The sequence below is a fragment of the Rhodopseudomonas boonkerdii genome, assembly GCF_021184025.1.
In the GTDB taxonomy this organism is placed as follows: Bacteria; Pseudomonadota; Alphaproteobacteria; order Rhizobiales; family Xanthobacteraceae; genus Tardiphaga; species Tardiphaga boonkerdii.
This window is the reverse complement of sequence record NZ_CP036537.1, coordinates 1,864,691-1,889,557: the sequence shown is the minus strand read 5'-3', so window position 1 is coordinate 1,889,557 and position 24,867 is coordinate 1,864,691. Positions and strand designations below refer to the sequence as shown.

General features: G+C 62.9%; 20 protein-coding genes and 1 pseudogene. 2 read left to right on the top strand and 19 right to left on the bottom strand.

What is annotated here, in order from left to right:
• Nucleotides 1-12 precede the first annotated feature (12 nt).
• The 7 genes and pseudogenes from E0H22_RS08830 to E0H22_RS08805 all read right to left on the bottom strand — a co-directional run bounded on the left by E0H22_RS08830 (nucleotide 13) and on the right by E0H22_RS08805 (nucleotide 8,147).
• Nucleotides 13-906, bottom strand: coding sequence for an outer membrane protein assembly factor BamD (locus E0H22_RS08830; protein ID WP_233025285.1), 894 nt, complete (start codon nucleotides 904-906; stop codon nucleotides 13-15).
• Nucleotides 907-1,172: 266 nt separating this feature from the next.
• The gene (gene lpxC / locus E0H22_RS08825; protein ID WP_233025284.1) at nucleotides 1,173-2,144 is read right to left on the bottom strand and encodes a UDP-3-O-acyl-N-acetylglucosamine deacetylase; all 972 of its coding nucleotides are present in this window, start codon (nucleotides 2,142-2,144) and stop codon (nucleotides 1,173-1,175) included.
• A 359-nt stretch (nucleotides 2,145-2,503) separates the two neighbouring features.
• Nucleotides 2,504-4,276 (bottom strand): cell division protein FtsZ, encoded by a 1,773-nt coding sequence (gene ftsZ / locus E0H22_RS08820; protein ID WP_233025283.1) that lies wholly within the window; start codon nucleotides 4,274-4,276, stop codon nucleotides 2,504-2,506.
• A 99-nt stretch (nucleotides 4,277-4,375) separates the two neighbouring features.
• A complete protein-coding gene (gene ftsA, locus E0H22_RS08815; RefSeq protein WP_233025282.1) occupies nucleotides 4,376-5,704 on the bottom strand; it encodes a cell division protein FtsA in 1,329 nt (442 codons plus the stop codon).
• The gene (locus E0H22_RS08810) at nucleotides 5,701-6,705 is read right to left on the bottom strand and encodes a cell division protein FtsQ/DivIB (protein WP_233025281.1); all 1,005 of its coding nucleotides are present in this window, start codon (nucleotides 6,703-6,705) and stop codon (nucleotides 5,701-5,703) included. Before E0H22_RS08810 ends, ftsA begins: the two co-directional genes overlap by 4 nt.
• Nucleotides 6,663-6,945 (bottom strand): annotated as a pseudogene (locus tag E0H22_RS26040) (D-alanine--D-alanine ligase); the annotation flags it as partial. The gene E0H22_RS08810 and the pseudogene E0H22_RS26040, both read right to left, overlap by 43 nt.
• A gap of 173 nt (nucleotides 6,946-7,118) precedes the next feature.
• Complete coding sequence (locus E0H22_RS08805; protein ID WP_233025280.1) at nucleotides 7,119-8,147, bottom strand: D-alanine--D-alanine ligase family protein; 1,029 nt, start codon at nucleotides 8,145-8,147, stop codon at nucleotides 7,119-7,121.
• Nucleotides 8,148-8,280: 133 nt separating this feature from the next.
• On the opposite strand from E0H22_RS08805, the gene E0H22_RS08800 reads away from it, so the two are divergent.
• A complete protein-coding gene (locus E0H22_RS08800) occupies nucleotides 8,281-9,099 on the top strand; it encodes a bestrophin-like domain (RefSeq protein ID WP_233025279.1) in 819 nt (272 codons plus the stop codon).
• Here the strand turns inward: E0H22_RS08800 and murB are convergent.
• The 3 genes from murB to E0H22_RS08785 all read right to left on the bottom strand — a co-directional run bounded on the left by murB (nucleotide 9,096) and on the right by E0H22_RS08785 (nucleotide 12,740).
• Nucleotides 9,096-9,977: a UDP-N-acetylmuramate dehydrogenase gene (gene murB, locus E0H22_RS08795; protein ID WP_233026223.1), complete on the bottom strand. Its 882-nt coding sequence runs from the start codon at nucleotides 9,975-9,977 to the stop codon at nucleotides 9,096-9,098. The genes E0H22_RS08800 and murB overlap by 4 nt on opposite strands.
• A gap of 46 nt (nucleotides 9,978-10,023) precedes the next feature.
• Nucleotides 10,024-11,427 carry a UDP-N-acetylmuramate--L-alanine ligase gene (gene murC / locus E0H22_RS08790; protein ID WP_233025278.1) on the bottom strand — a complete coding sequence of 468 codons (1,404 nt, stop codon included), beginning with the start codon at nucleotides 11,425-11,427 and terminating at the stop codon, nucleotides 10,024-10,026.
• A 140-nt stretch (nucleotides 11,428-11,567) separates the two neighbouring features.
• Nucleotides 11,568-12,740, bottom strand: coding sequence for an MFS transporter (locus E0H22_RS08785; RefSeq protein ID WP_233025277.1), 1,173 nt, complete (start codon nucleotides 12,738-12,740; stop codon nucleotides 11,568-11,570).
• Nucleotides 12,741-12,840: 100 nt separating this feature from the next.
• Here E0H22_RS08785 and E0H22_RS08780 point away from each other — a divergent pair, with 100 nt between their 5' ends.
• Nucleotides 12,841-13,746 (top strand): LysR family transcriptional regulator, encoded by a 906-nt coding sequence (locus E0H22_RS08780; RefSeq protein WP_233025276.1) that lies wholly within the window; start codon nucleotides 12,841-12,843, stop codon nucleotides 13,744-13,746.
• A 6-nt stretch (nucleotides 13,747-13,752) separates the two neighbouring features.
• Here E0H22_RS08780 and E0H22_RS08775 read toward each other — a convergent pair whose 3' ends face one another.
• From E0H22_RS08775 to ftsL, 9 genes are all read right to left on the bottom strand, one after another.
• The gene (locus E0H22_RS08775) at nucleotides 13,753-14,739 is read right to left on the bottom strand and encodes a phosphotransferase (RefSeq protein ID WP_233026221.1); all 987 of its coding nucleotides are present in this window, start codon (nucleotides 14,737-14,739) and stop codon (nucleotides 13,753-13,755) included.
• Between the two features lie 133 nt (nucleotides 14,740-14,872).
• Complete coding sequence (murG, locus tag E0H22_RS08770; RefSeq protein ID WP_233026219.1) at nucleotides 14,873-15,976, bottom strand: undecaprenyldiphospho-muramoylpentapeptide beta-N-acetylglucosaminyltransferase; 1,104 nt, start codon at nucleotides 15,974-15,976, stop codon at nucleotides 14,873-14,875.
• On the bottom strand, nucleotides 15,976-17,124 hold the full coding sequence (gene ftsW / locus E0H22_RS08765; protein ID WP_233025275.1) for a putative lipid II flippase FtsW: 1,149 nt from the start codon (nucleotides 17,122-17,124) through the stop codon (nucleotides 15,976-15,978). The genes murG and ftsW overlap by 1 nt, the downstream gene beginning before the upstream one ends.
• A gap of 76 nt (nucleotides 17,125-17,200) precedes the next feature.
• Entirely contained in the window at nucleotides 17,201-18,598 is a 1,398-nt protein-coding gene (gene murD, locus E0H22_RS08760; RefSeq protein WP_233025274.1) for a UDP-N-acetylmuramoyl-L-alanine--D-glutamate ligase, read from the bottom strand.
• Nucleotides 18,599-18,602: 4 nt separating this feature from the next.
• Nucleotides 18,603-19,685 (bottom strand): phospho-N-acetylmuramoyl-pentapeptide-transferase, encoded by a 1,083-nt coding sequence (mraY, locus tag E0H22_RS08755; RefSeq protein WP_233025273.1) that lies wholly within the window; start codon nucleotides 19,683-19,685, stop codon nucleotides 18,603-18,605.
• Nucleotides 19,686-19,695: 10 nt separating this feature from the next.
• The gene (locus E0H22_RS08750; RefSeq protein ID WP_233025272.1) at nucleotides 19,696-21,132 is read right to left on the bottom strand and encodes a UDP-N-acetylmuramoylalanyl-D-glutamyl-2,6-diaminopimelate--D-alanyl-D-alanine ligase; all 1,437 of its coding nucleotides are present in this window, start codon (nucleotides 21,130-21,132) and stop codon (nucleotides 19,696-19,698) included.
• A complete protein-coding gene (locus E0H22_RS08745) occupies nucleotides 21,129-22,604 on the bottom strand; it encodes a UDP-N-acetylmuramoyl-L-alanyl-D-glutamate--2,6-diaminopimelate ligase (protein WP_233025271.1) in 1,476 nt (491 codons plus the stop codon). The genes E0H22_RS08750 and E0H22_RS08745 overlap by 4 nt, the downstream gene beginning before the upstream one ends.
• 89 nt (nucleotides 22,605-22,693) lie before the next feature.
• On the bottom strand, nucleotides 22,694-24,460 hold the full coding sequence (locus E0H22_RS08740; protein WP_233025270.1) for a peptidoglycan D,D-transpeptidase FtsI family protein: 1,767 nt from the start codon (nucleotides 24,458-24,460) through the stop codon (nucleotides 22,694-22,696).
• On the bottom strand, nucleotides 24,457-24,864 hold the full coding sequence (ftsL, locus tag E0H22_RS08735; RefSeq protein WP_233025269.1) for a cell division protein FtsL: 408 nt from the start codon (nucleotides 24,862-24,864) through the stop codon (nucleotides 24,457-24,459). Before ftsL ends, E0H22_RS08740 begins: the two co-directional genes overlap by 4 nt.
• Between the last annotated feature and the right edge of the window lie 3 nt (nucleotides 24,865-24,867).

Here is a 24,867-nt window from a genome sequence, read left to right as displayed (position 1 = left end):
AGAGGACGATTCCTAGCCGAGGCCGATTCGCTTGAAGGCCCGCGAAATATAGGAGCCCTTGTTCTCGCTCGGTTCGAGACCGCCCGACTTTACAATATTATAGGCGTCTTTGTACCAGCGGCTGTCAGGAAAATTGTGGCCAAGCACCGCGGCGGCGGTCTGCGCCTCGCCGACCACGCCGACGGTCATATAGGCCTCGGTCAGGCGCATCAGCGCTTCCTCGACGTGACGCGTGGTCTGATATTGCGTGACCACTGTCTTGAAGCGGTTGATGGCCGCGGTGTAGTCGCGCTTCTTCATGTAATAGCGGCCGATATCCATTTCCTTGCCGGCGATCTGGTCGCGGGCGCCTTCCAGCTTCTGTTTGGCGGAAGTGGCGTATTCGGAGGTCGGGTATTTGCGGATGACTTCCTCGAGCGCAGCCATCGCCTTTTCGGTGCGGCCCTGATCGCGCGAGATGTCCGGGATCTGGTCGTAATGCGAGGCGGCGATGAGGTACTGAGCGTAGGCGGCGTCCGGGCTTCCCGGATGCAGCGTCACGTAGCGCGTGGCGGAGCCGATGCAGGTGTCGTAGTCGCCGGTCTGATAGGCCGCATAGGCGGACATCAACAGCGACTTGCGCGCCCATTCCGAATACGGGTGCTGGCGATCGACTTCCTCGAATTTCTTCGCAGCCGCTTTCGGATCCTTGCTCTGGTTCATGAGGTACAGACCCTCATTGTAGAGCTTGTCGGCGGGTTCATCGACGAACTGATCGTCTTTCTTCGAGAACTTGTCCCACAGGGCGCCGGTGCCGCAGCCGGCCAGTGGCACGGCAAGCACGATCAGGCCGGCAGCGAGCCGCAGCGGACGCTTGAGGCGATTGAGTTCATCACGGAAGGTAAGCGCGATACGCTGTGCCGACATCTATTCTTGCCTGACGCCTGTCTGCGGGCGCCATCACGGTGCCCTGAATGCGGTGCCTTGCGCGCCAACCGCGCCCCGATACGAACCAGCCCAAACGGGCCCGTGGTCATCTCCCCGACCGCGTGCCTGTTTATCCGAAGGCCGTTCGTTAACCAACCGGATAGGGACGCATTTCGCCGGGATTGTGGCGAAAGAGGTGTGGAGACAGGTGGTTATGGTTACTGCGGGTGTGGGACGCCGGAATACGTCCAAAACACCGCATCCGCTCAGGAGACGTCCGGCCCGAATGCCGGCGCCAAACCGCCGAGCACGCCCGAGGTGACATCGGCAGAGGCGCGGCCGCGGCGGGCGGTCTGCAAGGAAACAGCGTCGGCTTCGACGATCTTCCAGGCCGAGCGATCGGCCATCAGCGCCTTCAGGACTTCGTTGTTGAGCTTGTGGCCACCGCGCACCGAGCGATAAGCGCCGAGGATGGGCAGGCCGGCCAGAGCGAGATCGCCGACCGCATCGAGCACCTTGTGGCGGGCGCATTCGTCGGCGTAACGGAGGCCTTCGGTGTTGAGGAGCTTGGTATCGTCGAACACGACGGAATTTTCGAAGGAGGCGCCGAGCGCGAAACCGGCGCTCCAGAGGCGGGCCACGTCGTTCATGCAGCCAAAGGTACGGGCGCGAGCGACGTCACGGCGGAAGGATTCGGGATTGAGGTCGAGCACGAAGCTCTGACGGCCGATGGCGGGATTGTTGAAGTTGATTTCGATCTCGGCGCGGAAGCCGGCAGCGTGGGGGCGGAGTTCACCGAAACTGTCACCGATGGCGACCTGCACCGGTTTCAACACCTGGATGAAGCGGCGGCGGGCGCCCTGCTCGACCACGCCGGCCTGATCGATGGCGGCGACGAAGGGGGCGGCCGAACCATCCATGATCGGCACTTCCGGACCGTCCACTTCGATGGTGGCATTGTCGATGCCCATACCACGCAGCGCGGCAAGGACGTGTTCGGCGGTGGAAACGATCGGGCCTTCACGATCGCCGAGCACAGTGGCAAATTCGGTGGCGATGACGGATTTGGTCGTGGCCTGGACTTCGCGATCCGGGCCTTCGAGCCCGGTGCGGACGAAGATATAGCCGGCATCGACAGGAGCGGGCCCGAGTGTCAGGCTGACAGGCTTTCCGGAATGGACGCCGACACCGGTCACGGTGGCTTGCGCTCCAAGCGTGGTCTGTCGGCTGAAAGTCATAAGCTACCCACCCAAGTAGACCTCTCGTCATGAGAGGGACTCACTCAGTCGAACCTATCAAGGCGAACCTTGCGGCCTTCCGAGCCCCCGAGTCGCAGTTACATTAACCGTTGCCACAAAGTGCGCCAACTCACGCTTTCTAACCGATTGTTACCCAACCTCTGCCGCATTCCGGCCGATTGTTAACCAAGGTTTCTGACGGCTGGCGCACTCCCAGGCGGCGAAGCCGCGTCGGCACATATCAATTAACGAAGTACTATCAATGAATTAACAAACAATGACGCATTTTGCACCACGCTCACGAAAAAGCCCCGGTCAGATGACCGGGGCTTCATGCTTGTGACGATTGTTACAGTCGATCAGTTCGACTGACGGCGCAGGAAGGCCGGGATATCGAGATGATCGTCGCCCTGTGGCGCAGGGGCAACAGGGGCCGGGCGGCCATGTACGTCGAGGCCCTGCGGAGCCGGACGGCGCGCATATTCAGACACCGGCGGTTCATTGGCCATCTGCTGGGCCACGTTGCGCTGCGGCTTGCGCTCGGGCAGCGGCGGCATCGGGGCCATAACCGGGGCCTGCGGGCGACCGGACACTGGCGCTTCCGCTTCCTCGTCGCGACGGCCGAGGCCGACATTGGCGAGGCGCTGCAGCAGCGACAGACGCTGCTTCTGAGGCTCGTCCTCCGCATCGCCGCGGGCCTGGCGAATCTCGGCCTGCGCCGGCATCGGCAGTTCCTCGAACTTCGGCATACGCGGGGCGCGAACCGGCGCACGCTCAGCCGATGGCGGGATGAACTGTTCGGGGATCGGCGCTTCCATTGGGGTTTCCTGGCGCGGCGTTTCCGGGAACAGCGACGGCTTCTGGGCGATCGGGCGAACCGTCACGTCACCATACTGCTGCGGCGCTGCCGGAGCAGCGGCCTCCGGCGCAACAGCGGCAGCGATGGCGGCGAGAGCGGCGCGCTCGTGATTGCTGGACGGTGCGCGCGGAGCGGGCGCAGCGGCGGGGACCGGAGCGCCCGCCTTGGCCGCCGTAGCTGCAGCGAGGCGCTGGTTGTCGGCGCGCAGACGGGCGGTCAGGTCAGCGAGACGGGTGTCCGGAACGGCCTGGCCGGCCACGGCTGCGACCGGGGCACCGACCGGGCCTGGCGCCGTACGGGCGAGCTGCGCCTGCTCGATGCCAGTGGCGACCACCGACACGCGGATGACGCCGTCGAGACCTTCGTCGAAGGTGGCGCCGACGATAATGTTGGCGTCCGAATCCACTTCCTCGCGAATGCGGGTGGCGGCTTCGTCGACTTCGAACAGGGTCAGATCCTTGCCGCCGGTGATCGAGATCAGCAGGCCCTTCGCGCCCTTCATCGAGGAATCGTCGATCAGCGGATTGGCGATGGCAGCTTCGGCGGCGGTCAGCGCGCGCTTCTCACCGGTGGCTTCGCCGGTGCCCATCATCGCCTTGCCCATCTCCTTCATGACGGCGCGAACGTCGGCGAAGTCGAGATTGATCAGGCCTTCCTTCACCATCAGATCGGTGATGCAGGCGACGCCCGAATAGAGCACCTGATCGGCCATCGCGAAGGCGTCGGCGAACGTGGTCTTTTCGTTGGCGACCCGGAACAGGTTCTGATTCGGAATGATCAGCAGCGTGTCGACCACCTTGTGCAGCTCGGCAATGCCGGCCTCGGCGGTGCGCATGCGGCGCTGGCCTTCGAAGTGGAACGGCTTGGTGATCACACCGACGGTGAGGATGCCCATGTCGCGTGCGGTCTTGGCAATGACCGGTGCGGCGCCGGTGCCTGTGCCGCCGCCCATGCCGGCGGTGACGAACACCATGTTGGCGCCGGTGAGGTGATCGCGGATTTCGTCGATGACTTCCTGAGCGGCGGCCGCGCCGACATCCGGCTGCGAACCGGCGCCGAGCCCCTGGGTGACCTGCGTGCCCATCTGCACGATGCGCTGCGCCTTCGACATCGTTAGCGCCTGCGCGTCGGTGTTGGCGACGACGAAGTCGACACCCTGCAGACCGGCGGTGATCATGTTGTTGACGGCATTGCCGCCCGCGCCACCGACACCAAACACGGTGATCCGAGGCTTCAGCTCGCTGATATCAGGAACGTTGAGATTGATGGTCATGAGGTTGCCTCTCGTATTACGCGCGAATTGTGTGGTCGTGCCGGCGGCTGAAAGCCGATGGCGTCGGTGACGGAATGTGCAGTGTCTGGAAAAATCTCATCAGAAGCCCTCGCGTAGCCATCGACCGACCTTTCCGAAGTATCCGCCGCCGTCGGTGCCTGTCTTGAGCTGCCGCGTGAAGCGCGGCTCGACATGTTCGAGGTGAGCGAATTGCGGATAGACCAGAAGACCCGATGGAACGGCGAAGGATGCGCTCTTCGCCTCATTGGGCAGACGGCCGAAACCGAGCGGGCGCGCGACGCGCACCGAGCGGCCGAGAATCTGCGAACCGAGTTCGGCAAGACCGGTGAGCTGCGACGCGCCGCCCGACAGCACCACACGTGCGCGCGGTTCTGCTGCAAAAGGCGAGTCGGCAAGCCGATCCCGGATCATCTCGAAAATCTCCTCGGCACGCTGGCGTACGATGTTTGCAATCGTGGCGCGCGACACGGCCTGCGGATAATCGCGGTCGTTATCGCCTGCCGTCGGCACGTTCATCATCTCGCGCGCATCGGAGCCACCCGTCAGCACCGTGCCATATAACGTTTTGATTCGCTCGGCATCCGCGATGCAACAACCGAGGCCACGTGCGAGATCCATGGTGATATGTTGCCCGCCGACCGCAAATCCGGACGCATGCACGATGCGTCCACCGGAATAGGTCGCGATCGTCGTGGTCCCCGCCCCCATCTCGACAACGGCGGCGCCGAGATCGGTCTCGTCGTCGGTGAGCACAGAAAGGCCTGCGACATAGGGCGCAGCCGCCATCGCCTCGACATTGAGGTGGCAACGCTCGACCACGAGCATCAGATTGCGTGCGACCGTCGCGTCGGCAGTGATGACATTCATGTCGACACCGAATTGAGACGCGACCATCCCCTTGGGGTCGCGGATGCCCTTCACGCCATCGAGCGAATAGCTCACCGGCAGCGCATGCAGCACCGTGCGGCCCGGAGGTGTCGCATGACGCATGCCTGTCGAGGTCACGCGTGCCATATCGGATGCGCTGACCGCGCCACCCTTGATATCGGCCGTAGCTTCGATGAGCTGGCCCTGCAAGCGGCCTGCGGAGACCGACAGCAAAACGGATTCGACGCGAACCTTGGCCATGCGCTCGGCGAGGCCGACGGCCTGACGTACCGACTGCTCGGCTTCACCCATATCGACGACGGCGCCGGACTTTACGCCGCGCGACTGGATCTGGCTGTAACCGATGAGCTCGACCGCATGAGTCCGGCCGCGCAACGCCTCGTTTGGCGCGCAGGGCCGCAGACGCGCGATCATGCACGCGATCTTGCTGGTGCCGACATCAAGCGACGCCACGAGCGCAGTGCGGTTGGCCGCCATCTGGCGCGTCTTCGGTGCCTGGTTGCGATCCAGCCCACTCATGCTGCGCCCGCTTTCTTCTTGGCTTTGTCTTGCGCCTTGAACTGATCTTCGCGAGCCTTTGCGGCCTCCTCGGACAGACGCACGGTCAGGCGATCCGGCAAACGCATGTCGATGGCCACGATGTCGCGCGAGAAGAGGCGCTCTTCGCGATCGAGCTTGCTGAGCATGGCCAGCGCGTTGCCGACATCGTTCTCGGGCAGGCGGACGTCGAGATTGTCATTGAGGCGGAGATTCCAGCGCCGTTCGCCGACGAGGATCGCGGCCTTGGTCACGGCGCGGACCTGGGGATAGCGATCGAGCAAAGCGAGAAAATCCTTCGCCTGAATATCGGCGCCCTTGCCCACCACCAGCGGCAGTTTGACGAAGCGGCTCGGCACGTAATTCTCGAGAATGGCACCATCGTCGGCGATGACGGCGAGCTTGCCGTCTTCCTGCCAGAGCGCGAACGCGGTGCGCTCGGTGACGTCGATCTGCAGGCGATCCGGATACAGCTTCAGCACATTGGCGTCGCCGATCCACGGATTGGCCTTCAGCTTCTCGCGCACGGCGGCGGCGTCGAGAAACAGCAACGACGAGCGGCCGTTGATGCCGCCGATAGCCAGGATCTCGTCCTGGGTCAGCTGTTTACGGCCATTGAGAATGACCGAGGAAATGCGGAAGCCGGCGGCATTGGCCGCAGCGTTGCGGGTATCCTGAAAGGCAGCGACGACTTCATCGACATGCTCGCCCTTGACCACGCCAAAACCGATGCTGCCGGCGAGGATCAGCACGGTCGCTGCGATGCCGACGCGGCTCGGAACATGGCGCTCGATGAAAACAACGATCTTGCTGGTGCTCGGCTCGCGCGGGGGCGCCTTGCGGTTCTTCAAGGCCGTGATGGCACGCTCGAGCGGCGCCAGCCGTTCGCGCAGCAGGATGCCTGCCCCACGGGCCGCCATCTTGAGGTCAGCTTGGGGCCTCAGCGATCCGACCGACCGAGAGAGGCGTCCTCCACCATCCATTCCACGAGCTCGTCACTGGTTGCGCCCGCATTTGCGCGGGACCAAAGCACTGGCGATGACGCAGATGACGTCTCGGTCAGACCGGAATGGATAAGTGTCTGAATAAACACTTATTTCCATCGATACGCGTCGTTACGGAAGTCCCGCACAGCTCACGCCTCGGCAGCCAAGCGCAACATGCGCCGCCAGCGTTAACCTTCGGCGGTCCTGGTAAACAAAACGTAAAGGGGAAGGAATCAGGAGGCATTTTACCCCGGATTCTGAAGACTTTAGCGAGACTGTTGCAGCTCGGCGTTAAGGAATCGTGGCGCCGCGCCACGAGCGGCGTTCGGTCGCAGCTTCATCGCCGCGGCAGGGTGGATGAGCCGAAAGCGTAATCTGCCGGTCAAGGGCGTGTGGCTGACAACGGCGGATTACGCTTCGCTCATCCGCCCTACGGCTGAACGTCTCAAGCCGAGCTCGATCTGTCCATTCAGGAAATCCACGAAGCTGATCCCCTGCGCATTCAACGCTTTCGGATAGAGCGAGGCCTTGGTCAGCCCGGGCAAGGTGTTGGTTTCCAGATAAATCAGGCCATCGGCCGACACGATGAAATCCGAGCGCGAATAGCCGGTGCAGGACATCGCCTTGTGGGCGCGGACGGCGAAATCCTGCAACTGCGCTGTAACTTCCGGCGTGAACCGACCGGGGCAGATTTCCTGTGTCGATTTGGCGAGGTACTTCGCCTCATAATCAAAACCGCCATCGGCTGGAATGATCTCGATAGGCGGCAAAGCGAACACCGAACCATCGGCCTGCTCCAGCACACCACAGGTAGCCTCGATGCCGGCGATAAACGGCTCGACGACATAGTCCTCGATCTTTGCGGCGTTACGAACCGCGACAAGGTCCTGCTTCGCGTTCACGAACATCAGGCCATAGCTGGAACCGTCGCGCGCAGGCTTGGCGATCAGCTTGCCATATCGATCGAGCGCCGCTTCCATCTCCGCCAGTGCAATGCCGGCAGCAATCGGAACGCCGGAAATAGCGGCGAAACGCTTGGCCGCGACCTTGTCGAAAGCCAGGTTGGACGATGCCGAGCCGGAGCCGGTGAAGGCCACGCCACGAAACTCGCACATGGCCTGCACTTCGCCATTTTCGGCGGCGCCGCCATGCATGCCAAGCACCAGCACCCGACCTTCCGCCTTGGCAAGGTCGAGCGCCTGCGGCAGCGAACCGAGCGACTTGCCATCGGCCTTGAAAGGATTTTCGAACGGACGCTGGTGGCCGAGCAGCGCTGCGCCCGACGTCGCGTAGATCCGATCGTCGGCATCCCAGAACCACAGCGCAGCCTCTGGCAGCGCCATATGCAGCGCCTGCGCCGAGGCGACAGACACCAGCCGCTCCTTGTTCAAGCCACCGAACAGGATGGTGATCCGCGCCGGATCGATCGAGGCAGTCATCATTGGGTCTCCATACGAATCACGGCATCCTAATCATACAAGCAAGGCAATGGCATGCGGAGCCGCGTTCATATAATGCCTTGCATCACGTCACAGCGCGAGAGCACGACGGGATCAACGGGACCAAAACGAGATGATCAGGGCCTGGCTCGAACTCAACACCTTCGGCATCTTCGCCACACTTGCCGTGCTCTACTACGGAGCAGCCCTCCTGCTGGTGTATCTGGGCTTCCGGTCGCCGCTGCGCCGGTCGATCCAGAAGACGAACGGCATCGTGGCGCCGTTCTTCTCCTCGGTGGCGATCCTGTTCGGCCTGCTCACCGGCTTCCTCGCCAGCGATGTCGGCGAACGTGGCCGTCATGCGGTGCGCGCCACGCAGGCCGAGGCCAGCGAAATCCGCAACGTCTACGCGCTCAGCGTCGCGTCCGCGTCGGACATGACCGATATCCGCACAGCCCTCAAGGTCTATGTCAATTCGGTGCTCACGGACGAATGGCCGGCGATGATCAACAACGCCCCATCGCCGCGCACAGAGGCCGCCTATGATGATGTATTGCGCGAGGTCAGCGATCCCGGCATCGCACGCTCATCCGGAACGCCGGTGCAGGTGGCGCTGATCAGCGCTGCGATCCGTGCCGGCACCGCACGCAGCGAGCGGCTCAGCATCGCGACCGATCAAACCAACGACCTGAAATGGGTGTCGGTGCTGATTCTCGGCCTGCTGACCCAGGTGGGTCTGGCACTCGTGCATCTGGACCGGCCGCGCGCGATGCTGACGGCACTTGTGGTGTTCGGCAGCGCCGCCATCGTTGCGCTTGGCCTGATCGGGCTGCAGGAGCACCCCTATGAAGGCGCATTCAAGGTAGCGACAACGCCCCTCGAGCATCTGCTGACATTGCCGGATCTCGGACCGGCCTCGGCGCTTCCGCAGGCACCCAAGCCTGAAAACTAGAGCACAATGCCGACCCGCTTGATCTCCCAATGGAGATCGATGCCGGATTGCGCGAGCACGCGCGCACGCACCGTCTCGCCGAGCTGCTCGATATCCGTCGCTGTCGCATTGCCGGTATTGATCAGGAAATTGCAGTGCATTTCCGACACCTGCGCGCCGCCGACGCGCAGGCCACGGCAGCCGGCGGCATCCACCAGTTTCCATGCGGAATAGCCGGGTGGATTCTTGAAAGTGGATCCTCCGGTCTTTTCCCGGATCGGCTGCGCGGATTCGCGATGCTGTTGCACTTCATCCATGCACGCCCGGATCGCAGCGGGATCGGTGATCGATCCACGAAATTTGGCTGACGTGAAAATGACCGACGGGTCGACACCGGAATTGCGATAGACGAATTGCATGCCTGCATTGTCGAACACATGCTTCCGGCCATCGCGGCCAATACCCGTGGCTTCGACTAGTACGTCCTTCGTCTCACCGCCATTGGCGCCGGCATTCATGCGCAGCGCTCCGCCGATGGAGCCGGGAATACCGAAATAGAATTCGAGCCCACCGATATTGGCGGCTGCGGCAGCCTCCGCCACTCGCTTGTCGAGGGCTGCAGTACCCGCAGTAATGACGTCTTTTTCGGCGGTGACATGACCGAAGCCGCGCGGGCTGAGACGAATGACGACGCCTGCGATGCCGCCGTCCCGCACGATCAGGTTGGAGCCGACGCCCACGACGTAGACCGGGATGTCGCCTGGAAGCTTCGAGAGGAAATAGGCGAGATCGTCCTCGTCTGCGGGGGTGAACAGCACCTGGGCGGGCCCACCGACGCGAAACCATGTCAGCGGCGCCAGCGGTTGATTCGCGAGCATGCGCCCGCGGAGATCAGGCATCGCGGATTTGAGATCGGGCGTGATGTCGGGAAAGCCGGTCACGATCTTATCCGAGTGCCTTCAATTCACCCGGCAGTGCATAGGCCCATTGGGTGATATTACCGGCGCCGAGGCAGACGACGGTGTCGCCGCTTTTCGCCACACCGGCAACGAGCCCGGCAAGTGCCGCCGACTCCGCGAGCGGAATGACTTCGCGATGACCGTGGGCACGCAGGCCCAGGACATAGTTGTCGCGATCGATGCCAGGGATCGGCGTTTCGCCCGCGGCATAGACTTCGGCGACGATCACCGTATCGGCATCGTTGAAGCAGGTGCAGAATTCCTCGAACAGCGATTGCAGGCGCGTATAGCGATGCGGCTGCACCACGGCGATCACCTTGCCGGACGTGCTCTCCCGCGCAGCACGCAGCACAGCGGCGATCTCGACGGGATGGTGACCATAGTCATCGATGATCGTGACGCCGTTCCACTCGCCGGTCTTGGTAAAGCGGCGCTTCACACCGCCGAAAGACGAGATCGCCTTGCGAATCTGCGCATCGGAAATGCCGAGCTCATGCGCGACGGCAATCGCCGCGGTCGCATTGAGCGCATTGTGGCGACCGGGCATCGGCAGCAGCAGGTTGTCGATTTCATGCGTGGTGCCGGCCTTGCGATCGCGGAACGCGACCTTGAAGCTCGAACCGCCATTGGCCGGCTTGAGATCCACGAGACGTGCATCGGCCTGCGGATTCTGTCCGTAAGTGATGATGCGGCGATCCTCGATCTTGCCGACAATGGTCTGCACGACAGGATGGTCGATGCACATGACGGCGAAACCGTAGAACGGCACGTTCTCGACGAAATTGCGGAACGCATCCTGTACGTTGTCGAACGTCTTGAAGTGATCGAGATGTTCGGGATCGACATTGGTGACGATGGCGACATCGGTGGGCAGCTTGAGGAAGGTGCCATCGCTCTCGTCCGCTTCGACCACCATCCACTCGCCAGCGCCGAGGCGTGCATTGGTGCCATAGGCGTTGATGATGCCGCCATTGATGACGGTGGGATCGAGTTCGCCGGCATCGAGCAACGCCGCGACCATGGAGGTCGTGGTGGTCTTGCCGTGGGTACCGGCGATGGCGACGCAGCTCTTGAGGCGCATCAGTTCGGCCAGCATCTCGGCGCGGCGAACCACCGGGATGCGCTGCGCGCGCGCGGCCATCAGCTCCGGATTGTCGCGCTTGATGGCCGTGGAAACCACCAGCACGTCGGCGCCGGCGACATTCTCCGCCCTGTGGCCGACCTGAATCGTGATGCCCTTTTCGCGCAGACGATTGACGTTGGCGTTCTCGGAAGCGTCCGATCCCTGCACGGTATAACCAAGATTGCACAGCACCTCGGCGATACCGCTCATGCCGATGCCACCGATACCGACAAAATGAATGGGTCCGATCTCGCGCGGCAGTCTCATGGGTCTCGTCTCTCGCCACGCCCGACGCAGCGTCGGGCACCTGACTCCTTCAAACAGACGTGGATGGCCGGGACAAGCCCGGCCATGACGAAAAAGACGGATATTTGATTGGCGGCTTCGGCGAATCCCGCCGAATCGCCCTACTCAGCAGCTGCCGGAACCGACGCCGGCGCACGATCAAGCCGGATTGCGGTGAGCGCCACACCGAGGGCCGCCAGCGGCACCAGGGCGGCAACCCACGGCACGGCGGCGAGCCCGCCATGATCGATCACCGCGCCACCAAGCCAGGCGCCGATCGCATTGCCGAGATTGAAGGCGGCGATGTTGAAGCTCGACGCCAGGCTCTGGCCGGCACCATGCGCCTTGTCCAGAACCCACATCTGCAGCGGCGGCACGGTGGCGAAGCCGACAGCACCAAGCAAAGCGACGAAGATCACAATGGCGATCTGATTGTAGACAGCGATACTCATCAGCGCGAGCACCACGGTCAGCGCGAGCAGACTGCCGAGCACCGTTGGGAGCAACCAGCGATCGGCAAAGCGACCGCCGACCAGATTGCCTATCACCAGACCACCGCCAAAGACGAGCAGGATCGGTGACACCGCCGTATCCGAAAAGCCGGCGAGCCGCGTCAGGATCGGCGCAATGTAAGTGAAGACGGCAAACACACCAACCCAGCTCAGGACCGTGGTCAGTAGCCCCATCAGCACCTGCGGCCGCGCCAGCACCGCAAGATCCTTCCTCAGGTTCGACGGCGCGGGCTTTTCGCTATCTTTCGGCACGAAGGCCGCGATGATCGCGAGAGCGAGCATGCCGACCAGCGTCACCGCATAGAATGTCGCCCGCCAGCCGAAATGCTGGCCGAGCCAGGTGCCGAACGGCACGCCGAGAATGTTTGCAACGGTGAGGCCGGTGAACATCACCGCTATGGCCGATGCTTTCTTGTTAGCCGGCACCAGTGTGGTGGCGACGACGGAGCCAACACCGAAGAACGTGCCATGGGCAAACGCCGTCAGCACGCGGGCAGCCATCAGGCTCCAGTAATCGGGTGCAACGGCGCAAGCGAGATTACCGATGGTAAAGATACCCATCAGCACCAACAGCACCGTCTTGCGCGGCCAGCGCGCCGTGGCGACGGTCATGATCGGCGCACCGACCACCACACCGAGCGCGTAACCGGAGATCAGCAGGCCGGCAGCTGGAATGGAGACGCCGAGATCGCGGCCGACCTCGATCAGAAGCCCCATAATGACGAATTCGGTGACGCCGATTCCAAAGGCGCCGGCGGTGAGCGCATAGAGTGCAAGGGGCATGGCAAGGTCCGTATGCGGGGTTCGATGCCAAGGATATGGACCGGTCGGTATAGATGAGATAGACATCCATCAGGAAAAAGATTTGTGAACTGAATTCACGATGTCGCGCCTCGATATCAACCGCTCCGGCGAAATGGAGGTGTTCACACGGGTCGTCGAACTCGGCGGGCTCTCCATGGCCGCCCGCGCCTTCCAGATGACCCCCTCCGCCGTGAGCAAGCTGGTTGCGCGGCTGGAGGCACGACTCGGCGTGCGGCTGATCAACCGCTCGACGCGAAAATTGCAGCTGACACCGGAAGGCACCGTCTTCTACGAGCACGCCGTTCGCATCCTCGACGAAATCGCCGCCGCCGAGCGCGAAGCCGCTGTTGGCGCGACGCCAAGCGGATTGTTGCGCGTCAATACGAGCGTGCCGTTCGGGCTGCATCACCTGCTGCCTTTGCTGCCGGGGTTCGCCAGGCTCTATCCGGACATCAAGGTCGATGTGACGTTGACCGATCTTGTCGTCGACCTGCTGGAGCAACGCGCCGACGTCGCAATCCGGGTCGGCTTGATGCGCGCGTCACGTTTGCTCGCGCGCAAGCTTGGCGAGAGCCGGATGGTCATCGTCGCCTCACCCGCCTATCTCGCGGAATACGGCATGCCCACAATGCCGGATGATCTGGCGCGGCATAATCTGCTCGATTTCAGCTTTGCCAAATGGAAGGACGGCTGGCCCTTCAAATTGCGCGGCGGCGAAATCGTCACTGTGATGCCGTCAGGCAATGCCCTCGTCAGCGATGGCGAAGCGATGCATCAGATCGCACTGGCTGGTATGGGCCTCGCGCGGCTGGCGCGCTTTCATGTGGAGTCGGATATCGCCGCAGGCCGTCTCGTACCGGTGCTCGACGATCTCAACCCCGGCGACATCGAACCGATACATGCCGTGTTCGTCGGCCATGGCGGACAGCTGCCGGCGCGGGTGCGAGCGTTTCTCGACTACATGGCGGAGAATGTGAGATTGTGAGCCATGTCACGAAATTGTCGGCGCTGTGGGCACACATGCCAACCGGAAGGCGCTGATCGGCGGCGGCAATCCCGGCGGCCTCTCGTCGGTGAAGAATGCAGCGAGATACATCTTTCCCAAAACAAGCCTTGTCTCCAAGGCATCGGGCGCCAACTTTCCATCGCGCAACGCCTGCCGAAGCTCTGCAAGCGTTGGAGCCGCGAGATTCGTATCTGGCACCCGCAACGGCCCGGCCGCAACAGCGCTGAACTGGACGCCTGCGTAGAACAGACGAGACAGCGCGCGGATGATCGCGAGGCGATCACGCAGGACATCATCCGGCGGATGCCCGAGCCAGGCCCGCAGCAGTTCATCTTCGAGTTCATCTGTTGGCGCAAAGTTATCGAGCATCGTAGCCATATCGACGACGGGATCGTTGCAGTAGGCCGACTCCCAGTCGATCAGCCAGAGACGCTTGCCGTCGAACAGCAGATTGCGCGGCAGGATATCGTTGTGACTGGATACCGAATGATCGGGATTCCAGACATATCGGCTCTCGAGATCTACCAAGCGACGATTGTGAGCGTCGAGCACCCCCGGCGCGAACAATTCCTTGGAGCAGACATGCCTCCACAACCGGGAGACGACGTCCGGATAGTCGAGGAAACGTCCGAATCTCGGCGTCGCCTGCAGACGTTGCAACATCTGGCCAAGCGCTCGCACCAATGCGCTAGGACCGCCCGGATAAAGCTCCAGGGGCTTGTCAGCGATGAAATCCATCACCGCCACGCCGGCAACCTCGTCGACATAATGCACCCGCGGTGCGATCCCCGCCTCGGCAGCGATGCGCATCGAACCATACTGATATGGATTGCGGAGCGGGCTGACAGCGCCTTCCATCCGCACCACATAGCGTCGGCCGCCAGCGCCGATGCGGTAGACGAACGCTCCAGAGACGCCGCCGGGAACAGGACTGACGGTATCGATGGGGACAGAACCGAAGGCTGCGGTCATGGCCGCGCGAACAGCCTCGCGCTGCGCCTCTGGAAGATTCGTCAATCGGTCACTCACCATTGCCGCTCCACGCCAAAGCAGCAGATGTAGCAGACTGCGGCCGTTCCGGCGTGCCGGAATGACGTGTTGTCGACTAGGAAATCTTCGCGACCTTCACCACCAGATCGGCAAGCCGGTCAGCCGCATCCAGGCGTCCCACCTTTCGCGCATCGCGCGCCATCTCGTTGAGGCGGGCCGGCTCGCCGGCGAGCGCGGAGATTTCCGACGCCAGACGCAGCGGCGTGAATTCGCTTTGCGGGATACGGATGGCGCCGCCGGCATCGGCAAGCACGCCGGCATTGGCGTGCTGGTCCTGATCGATCGCGCCGGGCAGCGGCACCAGGATCGATGGGCGGCCGATGGCGCCGAGTTCAGCGACAGTGCCGGCGCCCGAACGCGAGATGACGAGATGGCTGGAGGCGAGCCGCGCCGGAAGATCGGAAAAGAACGGCGCGAGTTCGGTCTTGATCTTGAGCTGATCGTAGATCGCGCGAACACGCGGCATGTCCTCGTCGCGCACTTGCTGCGTGAGGATGAGGCGGCTCCACAGTGACGGTTCGAGCTTCTCGATGGCCGGCGGCACGATGTCCGCCATAATGCGCGCGCCCTGGCTACCGCCAACGACGAGCAGACGGAACGGCGCGGTTAGATCGGGCGCGCTATATGGTACGGCAGCCGCCGCGAGAATTGCGGGACGCATGGGAGTGCCGGTGGTCGTCGTCTTTTTCGCGAGTTCAGGAACGCGATCGAGCACGCCGGGCAGCGACGTGGCGATCGCATTGACCTTATTGGAAAGGAGGCGATTGGCACGGCCCATCACCGCATTGGAATCGTGAATGACGCTCGGAATGCCGAACATGCGCGCAGCAAAGAGCGGCGGCAGCGTGGGGTACCCCCCGAAGCCAATCACCGCGGCGGGCCGCAAACGCAGCATCAGATTAACCGCCATCACCGTGCCCGCGGCCAGCATCACGCCGGTGCGCGCCAGCGACAGTGGATTGCGCGACCGCACGGTCTCGCTTGGCACCACATCGATCATGTCGCGCGAAAACAGACCACTATATTTCAGGGCCCGCGCATCGGTGACGAGACGCACGCGCAGGCCGCGTTTCATCAGTGCGACGCCGAGCGCTTCCGCCGGAAAAAGATGGCCGCCGGTGCCACCTGCGGCAAGCAGGATGAGTGGTGCAGTGCTCATCATGCGTAAGTGCGCGCGACATGCGCGTCGATGGCTTCGACTTCGGTGCGCGGACGCATGCGCGTGAGCGCGAGCAGCATGCCGACGCTATAAGCGAGCGAGACCATGGAGGAGCCGCCATAGGAGATGAAAGGCAGCGTCATACCCTTGGCCGGGATGAGATGCAGATTAACCGCCATGTTGATGGCCGCCTGCACGCCGAACAATATTGCGAGGCCGGATGCGGCGAAGCGCGAGAACAGATCTTCGGTGGCGTAAGCGCGCGACAGCGCGCGGATGACGATGAAAGCGAACAGCGCCAGCAACGCCAGACACAGCAGGATGCCGAACTCCTCCGCACCGACGGCGAAGACGAAGTCGGTGTGACTGTCCGGCAGGCTGCGCTTGGCGATGCCCTCACCGGGGCCGAGGCCATACCAGCCGCCATTGGAAAAGGCCTCCATCGCGGTATCGACCTGGAAGGTGTCACCCGAGGCCGGATCCATGAAGCGCTTGATACGGCCGGCGACGTGCGGAACCATGAAGTAAGCGAGGAACAGACCGCCGGCAGCGGCACCGGCGAGACCGGCCACCCAGACCATGCGCATGCCGGCGATGAAGAACAGCGAACCCCAGGCCATCAGGATTAGCATGGTTTGCCCGAAATCGGGCTGCAGGACGAGCAGAGACACGAGCATCATCAGCATGACCACGGCCATCGACGTGGCGGGCATGCCAGGCTTGCGGATAGATTCGGAGAACAGCCAGGCTGCGATGACGATGAAGGATGGCTTGGCCGCTTCCGACGCCTGGATGTTGATGCCAAGAATGGTGATCCAGCGCTTTGCGCCCTTCACTTCCGGGCCGAAGGCGAGCGTTGCGAGGATCAACACGACGGACAGCGCGAAGACGATCAGCGCGGAGCGACGGATCTGCCGCGGCGACATGAAGGACACCCCGATCAGCACGATGACCGACGGGATCAGGAACAGGATGTGGCGATTGAAGAAGTGAAACGGCTCGAGGCCGATGCGGGTCGCCACCGGCGGAGACGCCGCCAACGACAGGATCACACCCGCCAGCATCAGCGCGACGATTGCGGCCAGCAGCAAGCGGTCCACGGTCCACCACCATTCGCTGAGCGGCGTACGTTGTTCGCGAAAAATCATGGGCGCGTCCTGCGGATCGATAAGCTTTTATCGATGCGGCATTACGGTTGCCAGACGGTTAAGAGATCGTGAAAAATCAGATCTTCTTGATCCCGTCCAACGCCAGCACCAGTTCCCGGAACCGGTCACCGCGAATCTCGAAATTGCGGAACTGGTCGAAGGACGCGCAGGCCGGCGACAGCAGCACGACCGGAGCCGCAAGCCCGGCCTCCGCTGCATCGCGTGCGGCATTGGCCACCGCGACATCGAGCGTCACGCTGATCTCGTAAGGCACCTTGCCTTCCAGCGTGCGCGAAAAGTCATTTGCGGCGTCGCCGATCAGATAGGCCTTCCTGATACCCGGGAAGAACCCGGCGAGCGGGGCAATGCCGCCCTCCTTCGCCTTGCCCCCCGCGATCCAGAAGATGTCGGTGAAGGACGACAGTGCCTTTGCTGCAGCATCGGCATTGGTGCCCTTGCTGTCGTTCACGAACAGCGTGGTACCGAGGTAACCGACCTGCTCCATACGATGCGCGAGGCCGGGGAACGAGCGCAAGCCCTTCTGCAGCACATCGAGACTGACGCCGAGCGCGCGCACCGCGGCGGAGGCTGCGGCTGCGTTCTGCGCGTTGTGCAGGCCGCGCAGCGAGCCGATATTCGCAAGATCGACAATAACGCTCTGCGCGCCGCCGGCATTTTCGACGATCCTGCTGCCATCGATCGTCAGACCATCGGCGAGCGGATGCTCGACCGAGATGCGCAGCACGCGCTTGCCCGCTTGGGCGAGACGATCTGCGATCTTGCTGCACCAGCTGTCGTCGACGCCGACAATAGCCGTGCCATTCATCTGCACACCGGCGACGAGGCGTTCCTTGACGGCGGCGTAATGCTCAAGCGTGCCATGACGATCGATATGATCGGGCGTGACATTGAGCAGGATGCCGACAGTCGGATCGAGCGACGGCGTGAGATCGATCTGATAGGACGACATCTCGATCACATGCACGCGGCCGTTGCGCGGCGGCTCCAGCGACAGGATCGCCGTGCCGATATTGCCGCCCATCTGCGTATCGAAGCCGGCCTCGCGCACGAGATGCGCAATCAAGGCGGTGGTGGTCGATTTGCCATTGGTGCCGGTGATGGCGATGAAAGGCGCGTCCGGCGCGTGGGCCTTGCGCTCGCGGCAGAACAGTTCGACATCGCCGATCACTTCCACGCCTGCCGCTCGCGCGGCGAGCACGGTCCAGTGCGGCTGCGGATGCGTCAGCGGCACGCCGGGGGTGAGCACGAGGGCGGCGAAACCCGCCCATGAGACGGTGCGCAGATCGGCGGTAATGAAGCCGGCGCGCGCGGCTTCCGCCATCCTGTCGGCGCTGTCATCGCAAGCGATGACTTCGGCGCCGCCGGCCTTCAGTGCATGGCACGAGGCAAGACCGGAGCCACCGAGGCCGAAGACGGCGACGGTCTTACCGGCGAATGTGGCGACGGGTGTCACGGCGTCACCGCAGCTTCAGCGTGGAGAGGCCGACCAGCGCCAGCATCACCGAGATAATCCAGAAGCGGATCACGATCTGCGGCTCGGTCCAACCCTTCTGCTCGAAATGGTGATGGATCGGCGCCATGCGGAACACGCGCTTGCCGGTGAGCTTGAAGGACGTGACCTGTACGATGACCGACACGGCTTCGAGCACGAACAGGCCGCCGATGACAGCCAGCACGATCTCGTGCTTCACGGCGACGGCGATGGAGCCGAGCATGCCGCCAAGCGCCAATGATCCCGTGTCGCCCATGAAGATCGAGGCCGGTGGCGCATTGAACCAGAGGAAGCCGAGACCAGCACCAAGCACAGCGCCGCATAAAACAGCTAACTCGCCGGTGCCCGCCACATAGTTGATCTGCAGATAATCGGAGAAGACCGCATTGCCGGCGAGATAAGCGATCAGGCCGAAACTCGCGGAGGCGATCATGACCGGAACGATGGCGAGGCCGTCGAGGCCGTCGGTCAGGTTCACCGCATTGCCGGCGCCGACGATAATGAAGGCGCCGAAGAGGACGAAGAACCAGCCGAACTTGACGATGACATCCTTGAAAAACGGAATCACCAGCGAGCTCGACAACGGATCGCGGCCGAGGCGCACGAAAGCATAACAGGCGGCGCCGGCAATGATGAATTCAATCAGAAGACGCGTGCGACCGGCAAAGCCTTTATGGCTCTGTTTGGTGACTTTGAGATAGTCATCATAAAAACCGACAAAGCCGAAGCCGAGCGTCACCGCCAGTACGATCCAGACATAGGGATTGCGCGGATTGGCCCAGAGCAGCGTCGAGACCACGAGGCCGGACAGGATCATCAAGCCACCCATGGTGGGCGTGCCGGTCTTGACCAGATGGGTCTGCGGACCATCGGTGCGGATCGGCTGGCCCTTGCCCTGGCGCAGGCGCAGATTGTCGATGATCCACGGCCCGAACAGGAACACGAACAATGCACCGGTCACCACCGCGCCGCCGGTGCGGAAGGTGATGTAGCGGAACACATTGAAGACCGGGAAGGTGCCCGCGAAATCGATCAGCCAATAGAACATTCAGCCTGCCTTATTCCGCAGCGTCGTCGCGCGCGGCATTGCTGGGAAAGCGCTTGGTCAGCGCGGTGACGATCGGTCCCATCTTGGAGCCCTTCGAGCCCTTGACCAGAATCGCGTCGCCGGCCCGGATCGTGCTTACGACCTGCGATTCGAGCCCCTTTGCGTCCCCGGCATAACCGCCCCGCTTGTCGCTGGGAAGGGCATCCCAGAGGTTGCGCATCAGTGGACCACAACAAAAAACGAGATCGATTGCGTTTGCGGTCACAGCCTCCAGCAACCCCGCATGCAACTCGGCGCCGCGCAGGCCGAGTTCGAGCATATCGCCGAGTACGGCAATCCGGCGCCCCTGCCCGCCAATGGCCGCTGTCCCGAGCACATTGAGCGCCGCGGAGGTCGAGGCCGGATTGGCGTTGAACGTCTCATCGATGACAAGCGCTTCACCGCCGGCGATTTCCAACATAAGGCGTACACCGCGGCCTTCGGCCGGCACGACTTGCGACAGCGTCAGTGCGGCATGGGCGAGATCCGCCCCCATCAGCGATGCTGCGGCAAGCACCGCCAGCGAGTTCATCGCCATATGCCGGCCCGGCATGCCGAATTTATAGGTGATGTCCTGGCCGAGTATATTGGCATGCACCGCCGAACATGTCGGATGCAGCGAGATATCGATCAGGCGCGCATCCGCCTCGGCATCGGAACCGAACGATACGATGTGCGAGACACCGGCCTTCTTCGCGCTCTTTTCCAGACGTGCAAACTGATCGTTGTCGCGGTTGAGGACGGCGACACCATCCGGTTCGACACCGAGGAAGATTTCCGCCTTGGCATCCGCAATGGCTTCGATGCCGGAGAAAAATTCGAGATGCACGGGCTCGACCGTGGTGATGACCGCATAATGCGGACGCACCATCTTCACCAGCGGCTCGATCTCGCCGGCATGGTTCATCCCGATCTCGAAGATGGCGAATCGCACATCGGCGGGGCAACGCGCCAGCGTCAGCGGAACGCCCCAGTGATTGTTGAAAGAGGCGACCGACGCATGGGTCGGGCCCTGCGCCGACAGAACGCGCAGCAACGCCTCCTTGGTCGAGGTTTTGCCGACCGAACCGGTAATGGCGACGACGCGTGCACCAAGCCGCGCACGCGCCGCAAGACCGAGATCGACGAGGCCGGCAAGGACATCGTCGACGACGAGCAGCCGGGCATCGGCCGCGAACTTCTCGCGCTGCGCAGCTTCCACCACCGCAAACGCGGCGCCGTTCTTTAGCGCCGCGTCGACGAAAGCATGACCATCATGCACATCACCCTTGATGGCGAAATACACTTCGCCAGGCCTGATGGTGCGGCTGTCGATAGAGATGCCGGTGATGCCTGCGGGCAGATCGCCCTGCACGGTCGCGCGCATCGCCTCCGTGATCGCAGCTGTGGTCCAGAGACACTCGCTCATGATTTCCCCAGTATCCTTGAAGAATTGGCGAGTGCCGCCTGCGCAGCCTCGTGATCGCTGAATGGAAGCGTCTGGTTGCCGACGATCTGCCCGGTTTCGTGTCCTTTGCCGGCGATCAGCAGCGCATCTCCGGGCTCGAGGCTCTGCACGGCCACGCGAATGGCTTCGGCGCGATCTCCGATCTCCGTAGCGCCGTTGGCGGCGGCAAGAATGGCGGCGCGGATGGCGGCCGGTTCCTCACTGCGCGGATTGTCGTCGGTGACGATGACCGTGTCGGCATTCGTCGCCGCGATCTCGCCCATCAACGGCCGCTTGCCGGCATCGCGATCGCCTCCGGCGCCGAATACGACGACGAGCCGGCGCTTCGCATAGGGCCGCAATGCCTGCAGCGCCTTCGCGAGTGCGTCCGGCTTGTGTGCATAATCGACGAATATCGGCGCACCATGGCGATCGCCGACGCGTTCGAGGCGGCCTTTGGCGCCTTTGAGATGTTCGAGCGCGGCGAAAGTAGCGGCCACATCGCCGCCAGTGCCGATCACGAGGCCAGCCGCTACGAGCGCGTTCTCGATCTGGAATTCACCGACCAGCGGAAGTCGGACCGCGTAAATCCTGCCGCGATGTTCGAGCTTGAGCTGCTGTTCGAAGCCATCGACCACAGCATCGGCGAGACGAATGCCTTCGCCTACGCCATCACCTCCACGACCGACTGTCATGACGCGCAGATTTCGCGCGCGCGCAGCGTCGATCACTTGTGCCGAACAGTCATGATCCGCCGAGATCACGGCCGGTCCGCCGTCTGCAACCAGATCGCGGAACAGGCGCAACTTGGCAGTGAGATAATGCGCGACGTCCGGATGATAGTCCATGTGGTCGCGCGACAGGTTGGTGAAGCTCGCCGCGGAAACACGCACACCGTCCAGTCTGAACTGATCGAGCCCGTGCGAGGACGCTTCGAGCGCGAGATGCGTGACGCCTTCGCCCGCGATCTCGTCGATCTGCCGGTGCAGCGAGATCGGATCCGGCGTGGTCAGCGAACCATAGATGGTGCGTTTGGGCGAAACGAGGCCGATGGTACCGATGCTCGCAGAGACATCGCCGAGCCGGCCCCAGATTTCACGCGTGAAAGACGCCACCGAGGTCTTCCCTGAAGTGCCGGTCACGGCAGCGACGACCGGCGGCTGGCGCGGATAAAATCGGGCTGCAGCCAGCGCCAGAGCACGGCGCGGATTCTCGATTTTGACGAAAGGCACCGCGATGTCTGCCGGCAGATGCTCTCCGGCCACTGCGACGGCACCAGCCTCGATCGCCTGCGCAACAAAACGCGCGCCATCGGCTTTGACGCCGGCGAGCGCAAAGAACACGTCGCCGGGCTTTACCGCGCGGCTATCCACAGCAAGGCCCGTGATGGCAATATCCGCAGCCTGCGGCGTCATCGCGAAGGCATCGTTGCTGAAAAGATCGCCGAGTTTCATGCTGCTCCGGACAGGGCAAATCAGGACGGGACGGGCTCCGTAGCGTGACGCAAACCGCATTTTGCCTCCGCTGTAAAGCGCGGATGGCGTTACTGAGTGACCTTTGATGTCGCAAGAATAAGGCGGTCGGACGGCGCCAGATCGAAGCGCGGTTCCAGGCCCAGCAGCGGCGCAATGCGGGCGATCACGTTGCCGCCGGTCGGCACCGCATTCCAGCCCGACGTGATGAAGCCATGTGTCTCCGGGAGCGCCTTCGGCTCATCCAGCATCACCAGCACCTGATATTGCGGATTATCCATCGGCAGCACGGCGGTGAAGGAGTTCAACACCTGCTTCTTGGAATAGCGGCCATTGACGACCTTTTCCGAGGTACCCGTCTTACCGCCGAGATAGTAGCCCTTCGCCCGCGCTTCCGCCTGACGCGCCGAACCGACCTCGGCATTCAGACGCATCAGATAACGGACCTTGTCGCTGGTGTCCTTCTTGATGACGCGTTTTGCGACCGCCAGCGCCTCTTCCTCGGAGCGCTTCATGAAGGTCGGCGGAATGAGATTGCCGCCATTGACCATCGCATTCACCGCCATGACCGCTTGCAGCGGCGCCACCGCGATGCCGTGACCGAAGGAAATGGTAATGGTATTGAGATCGCCCCAGCGCTTCGGGACGATGGGCATCGCGCTTTCCGGCAATTCAGTGCGCAGGCGATCAAGCTGGCCGACCTTCTTCAGAAACGCCTTGTGCGCTTCGACACCCTGGCCGAGCGCGATCTTCGCAGCGCCGACATTCGACGAATAAGTGAAGACTTCGGCGAGCGAGATCGGACGCGGCACCGGGTGGGTGTCGTGAATCTTGAACTTGCCGTAGCTGAGCGGATATCGCGCATCGAACATGGTGTTGAGATTGACCTTGCCGCTATCGAGCGCCATCGCAAGGGTCAACGTCTTGAAAGTCGAGCCCATTTCATACACGCCGGTCGTCAGGCGGTTGATGCGGTCCGGATCGTGCACTTCCTTCGGATTGTTCGGATCGAAATCGGGCAGCGACACCATGGCGACGATCTCGCCGGTGCGAATATTGGAGACGAGGCCCGATGCCGCCTTGGCGCTGAATTTAGCCTTCGCCTTGAGCAATTCGTCGCGCAGCGCGTGTTCGACACGCACATCGAGCGCGAGTTCGACTGGCTTCTGCATGCGATCCGACGCGAACCCGGCGCGATGCAGATCGGCGAGACCGTTATTGTCGAGCCACTTTTCGATACCGGCGATACCCTGGTTGTCGATATTGGTCAGACCAATCAGATGCGACACCGTCGATCCGTTCGGATAGACGCGCTTGTTCTCACGCAGAAAACCGATGCCGGGAATACCGAGACGATGGATGTCGCGCTGTTGCTGCGGGGTGATATCGCGCTTTAGCCACGCAAAGCCCTTGCGGCTGCCGAGACGATCGCGCACTTCGGAACTATCGAGATCGGGCAAGGCGCCGGTCAGTAGTTCAACCGCCTCGTCCTTGTCGATGATGCGGCGGGGCTCGCCAAACAGCGATGGCGACTTCACATCGGTAGCGAGGATCGCGCCGTTGCGATCGAGAATATCGGGGCGCGCGGTGGCGATGGCGTCGCGCGAGGCTCGGCGCTCCGCATGCGTATCGCCGTTGACGGCGAACACGACGAGGCGCACGGCGATGATGCCGTAAATGCCGCCGAATGCGAGCATGGCGAGACCGACACGCGCCCGCGCCTTGGCCGCACGATCGGTGTTTTTCCCATAGAGCAGCGTACGGATCAGGCGTTGCCGCCATGGCTCCGGCGGGCGCCCGACTGACGTGTTGGGGTTAGCGGAGGGCTGTGCGGTCATTGCCGATCCTCCGGCCCATCCACCTTGTCCTGCGCCTTTTCAGATACCGATCCGGTCACGACGACATCCGGATCGATGCTGTTGAGCATGGCGCCGATCGGATCGGGCGTGCCCGGCCGGGCGAAGCTCGGCGGGCGATCGGGAAGGTTCTTCAGGCTGTCGAACTGCTGCGCCGTCATCGGCTGCAGTTTGAGGTGACGCTCGGCGAGCCCCTGTAGACGCGTCGGTGCGTCCAGCTTGGCCCATTCCGAGCGCAGCAAGGCGATGGCATCGCGCTGTTCGCGAATATCGGCATGCAGACGCAGCACCTTCTCGGTCCGTACGGTGGATTCCATCTTGATCCGATAGACATAGGCCGCAGCGAACACGAGAACCGCAATGACGAGGAGATGGATGATCCGCATGCG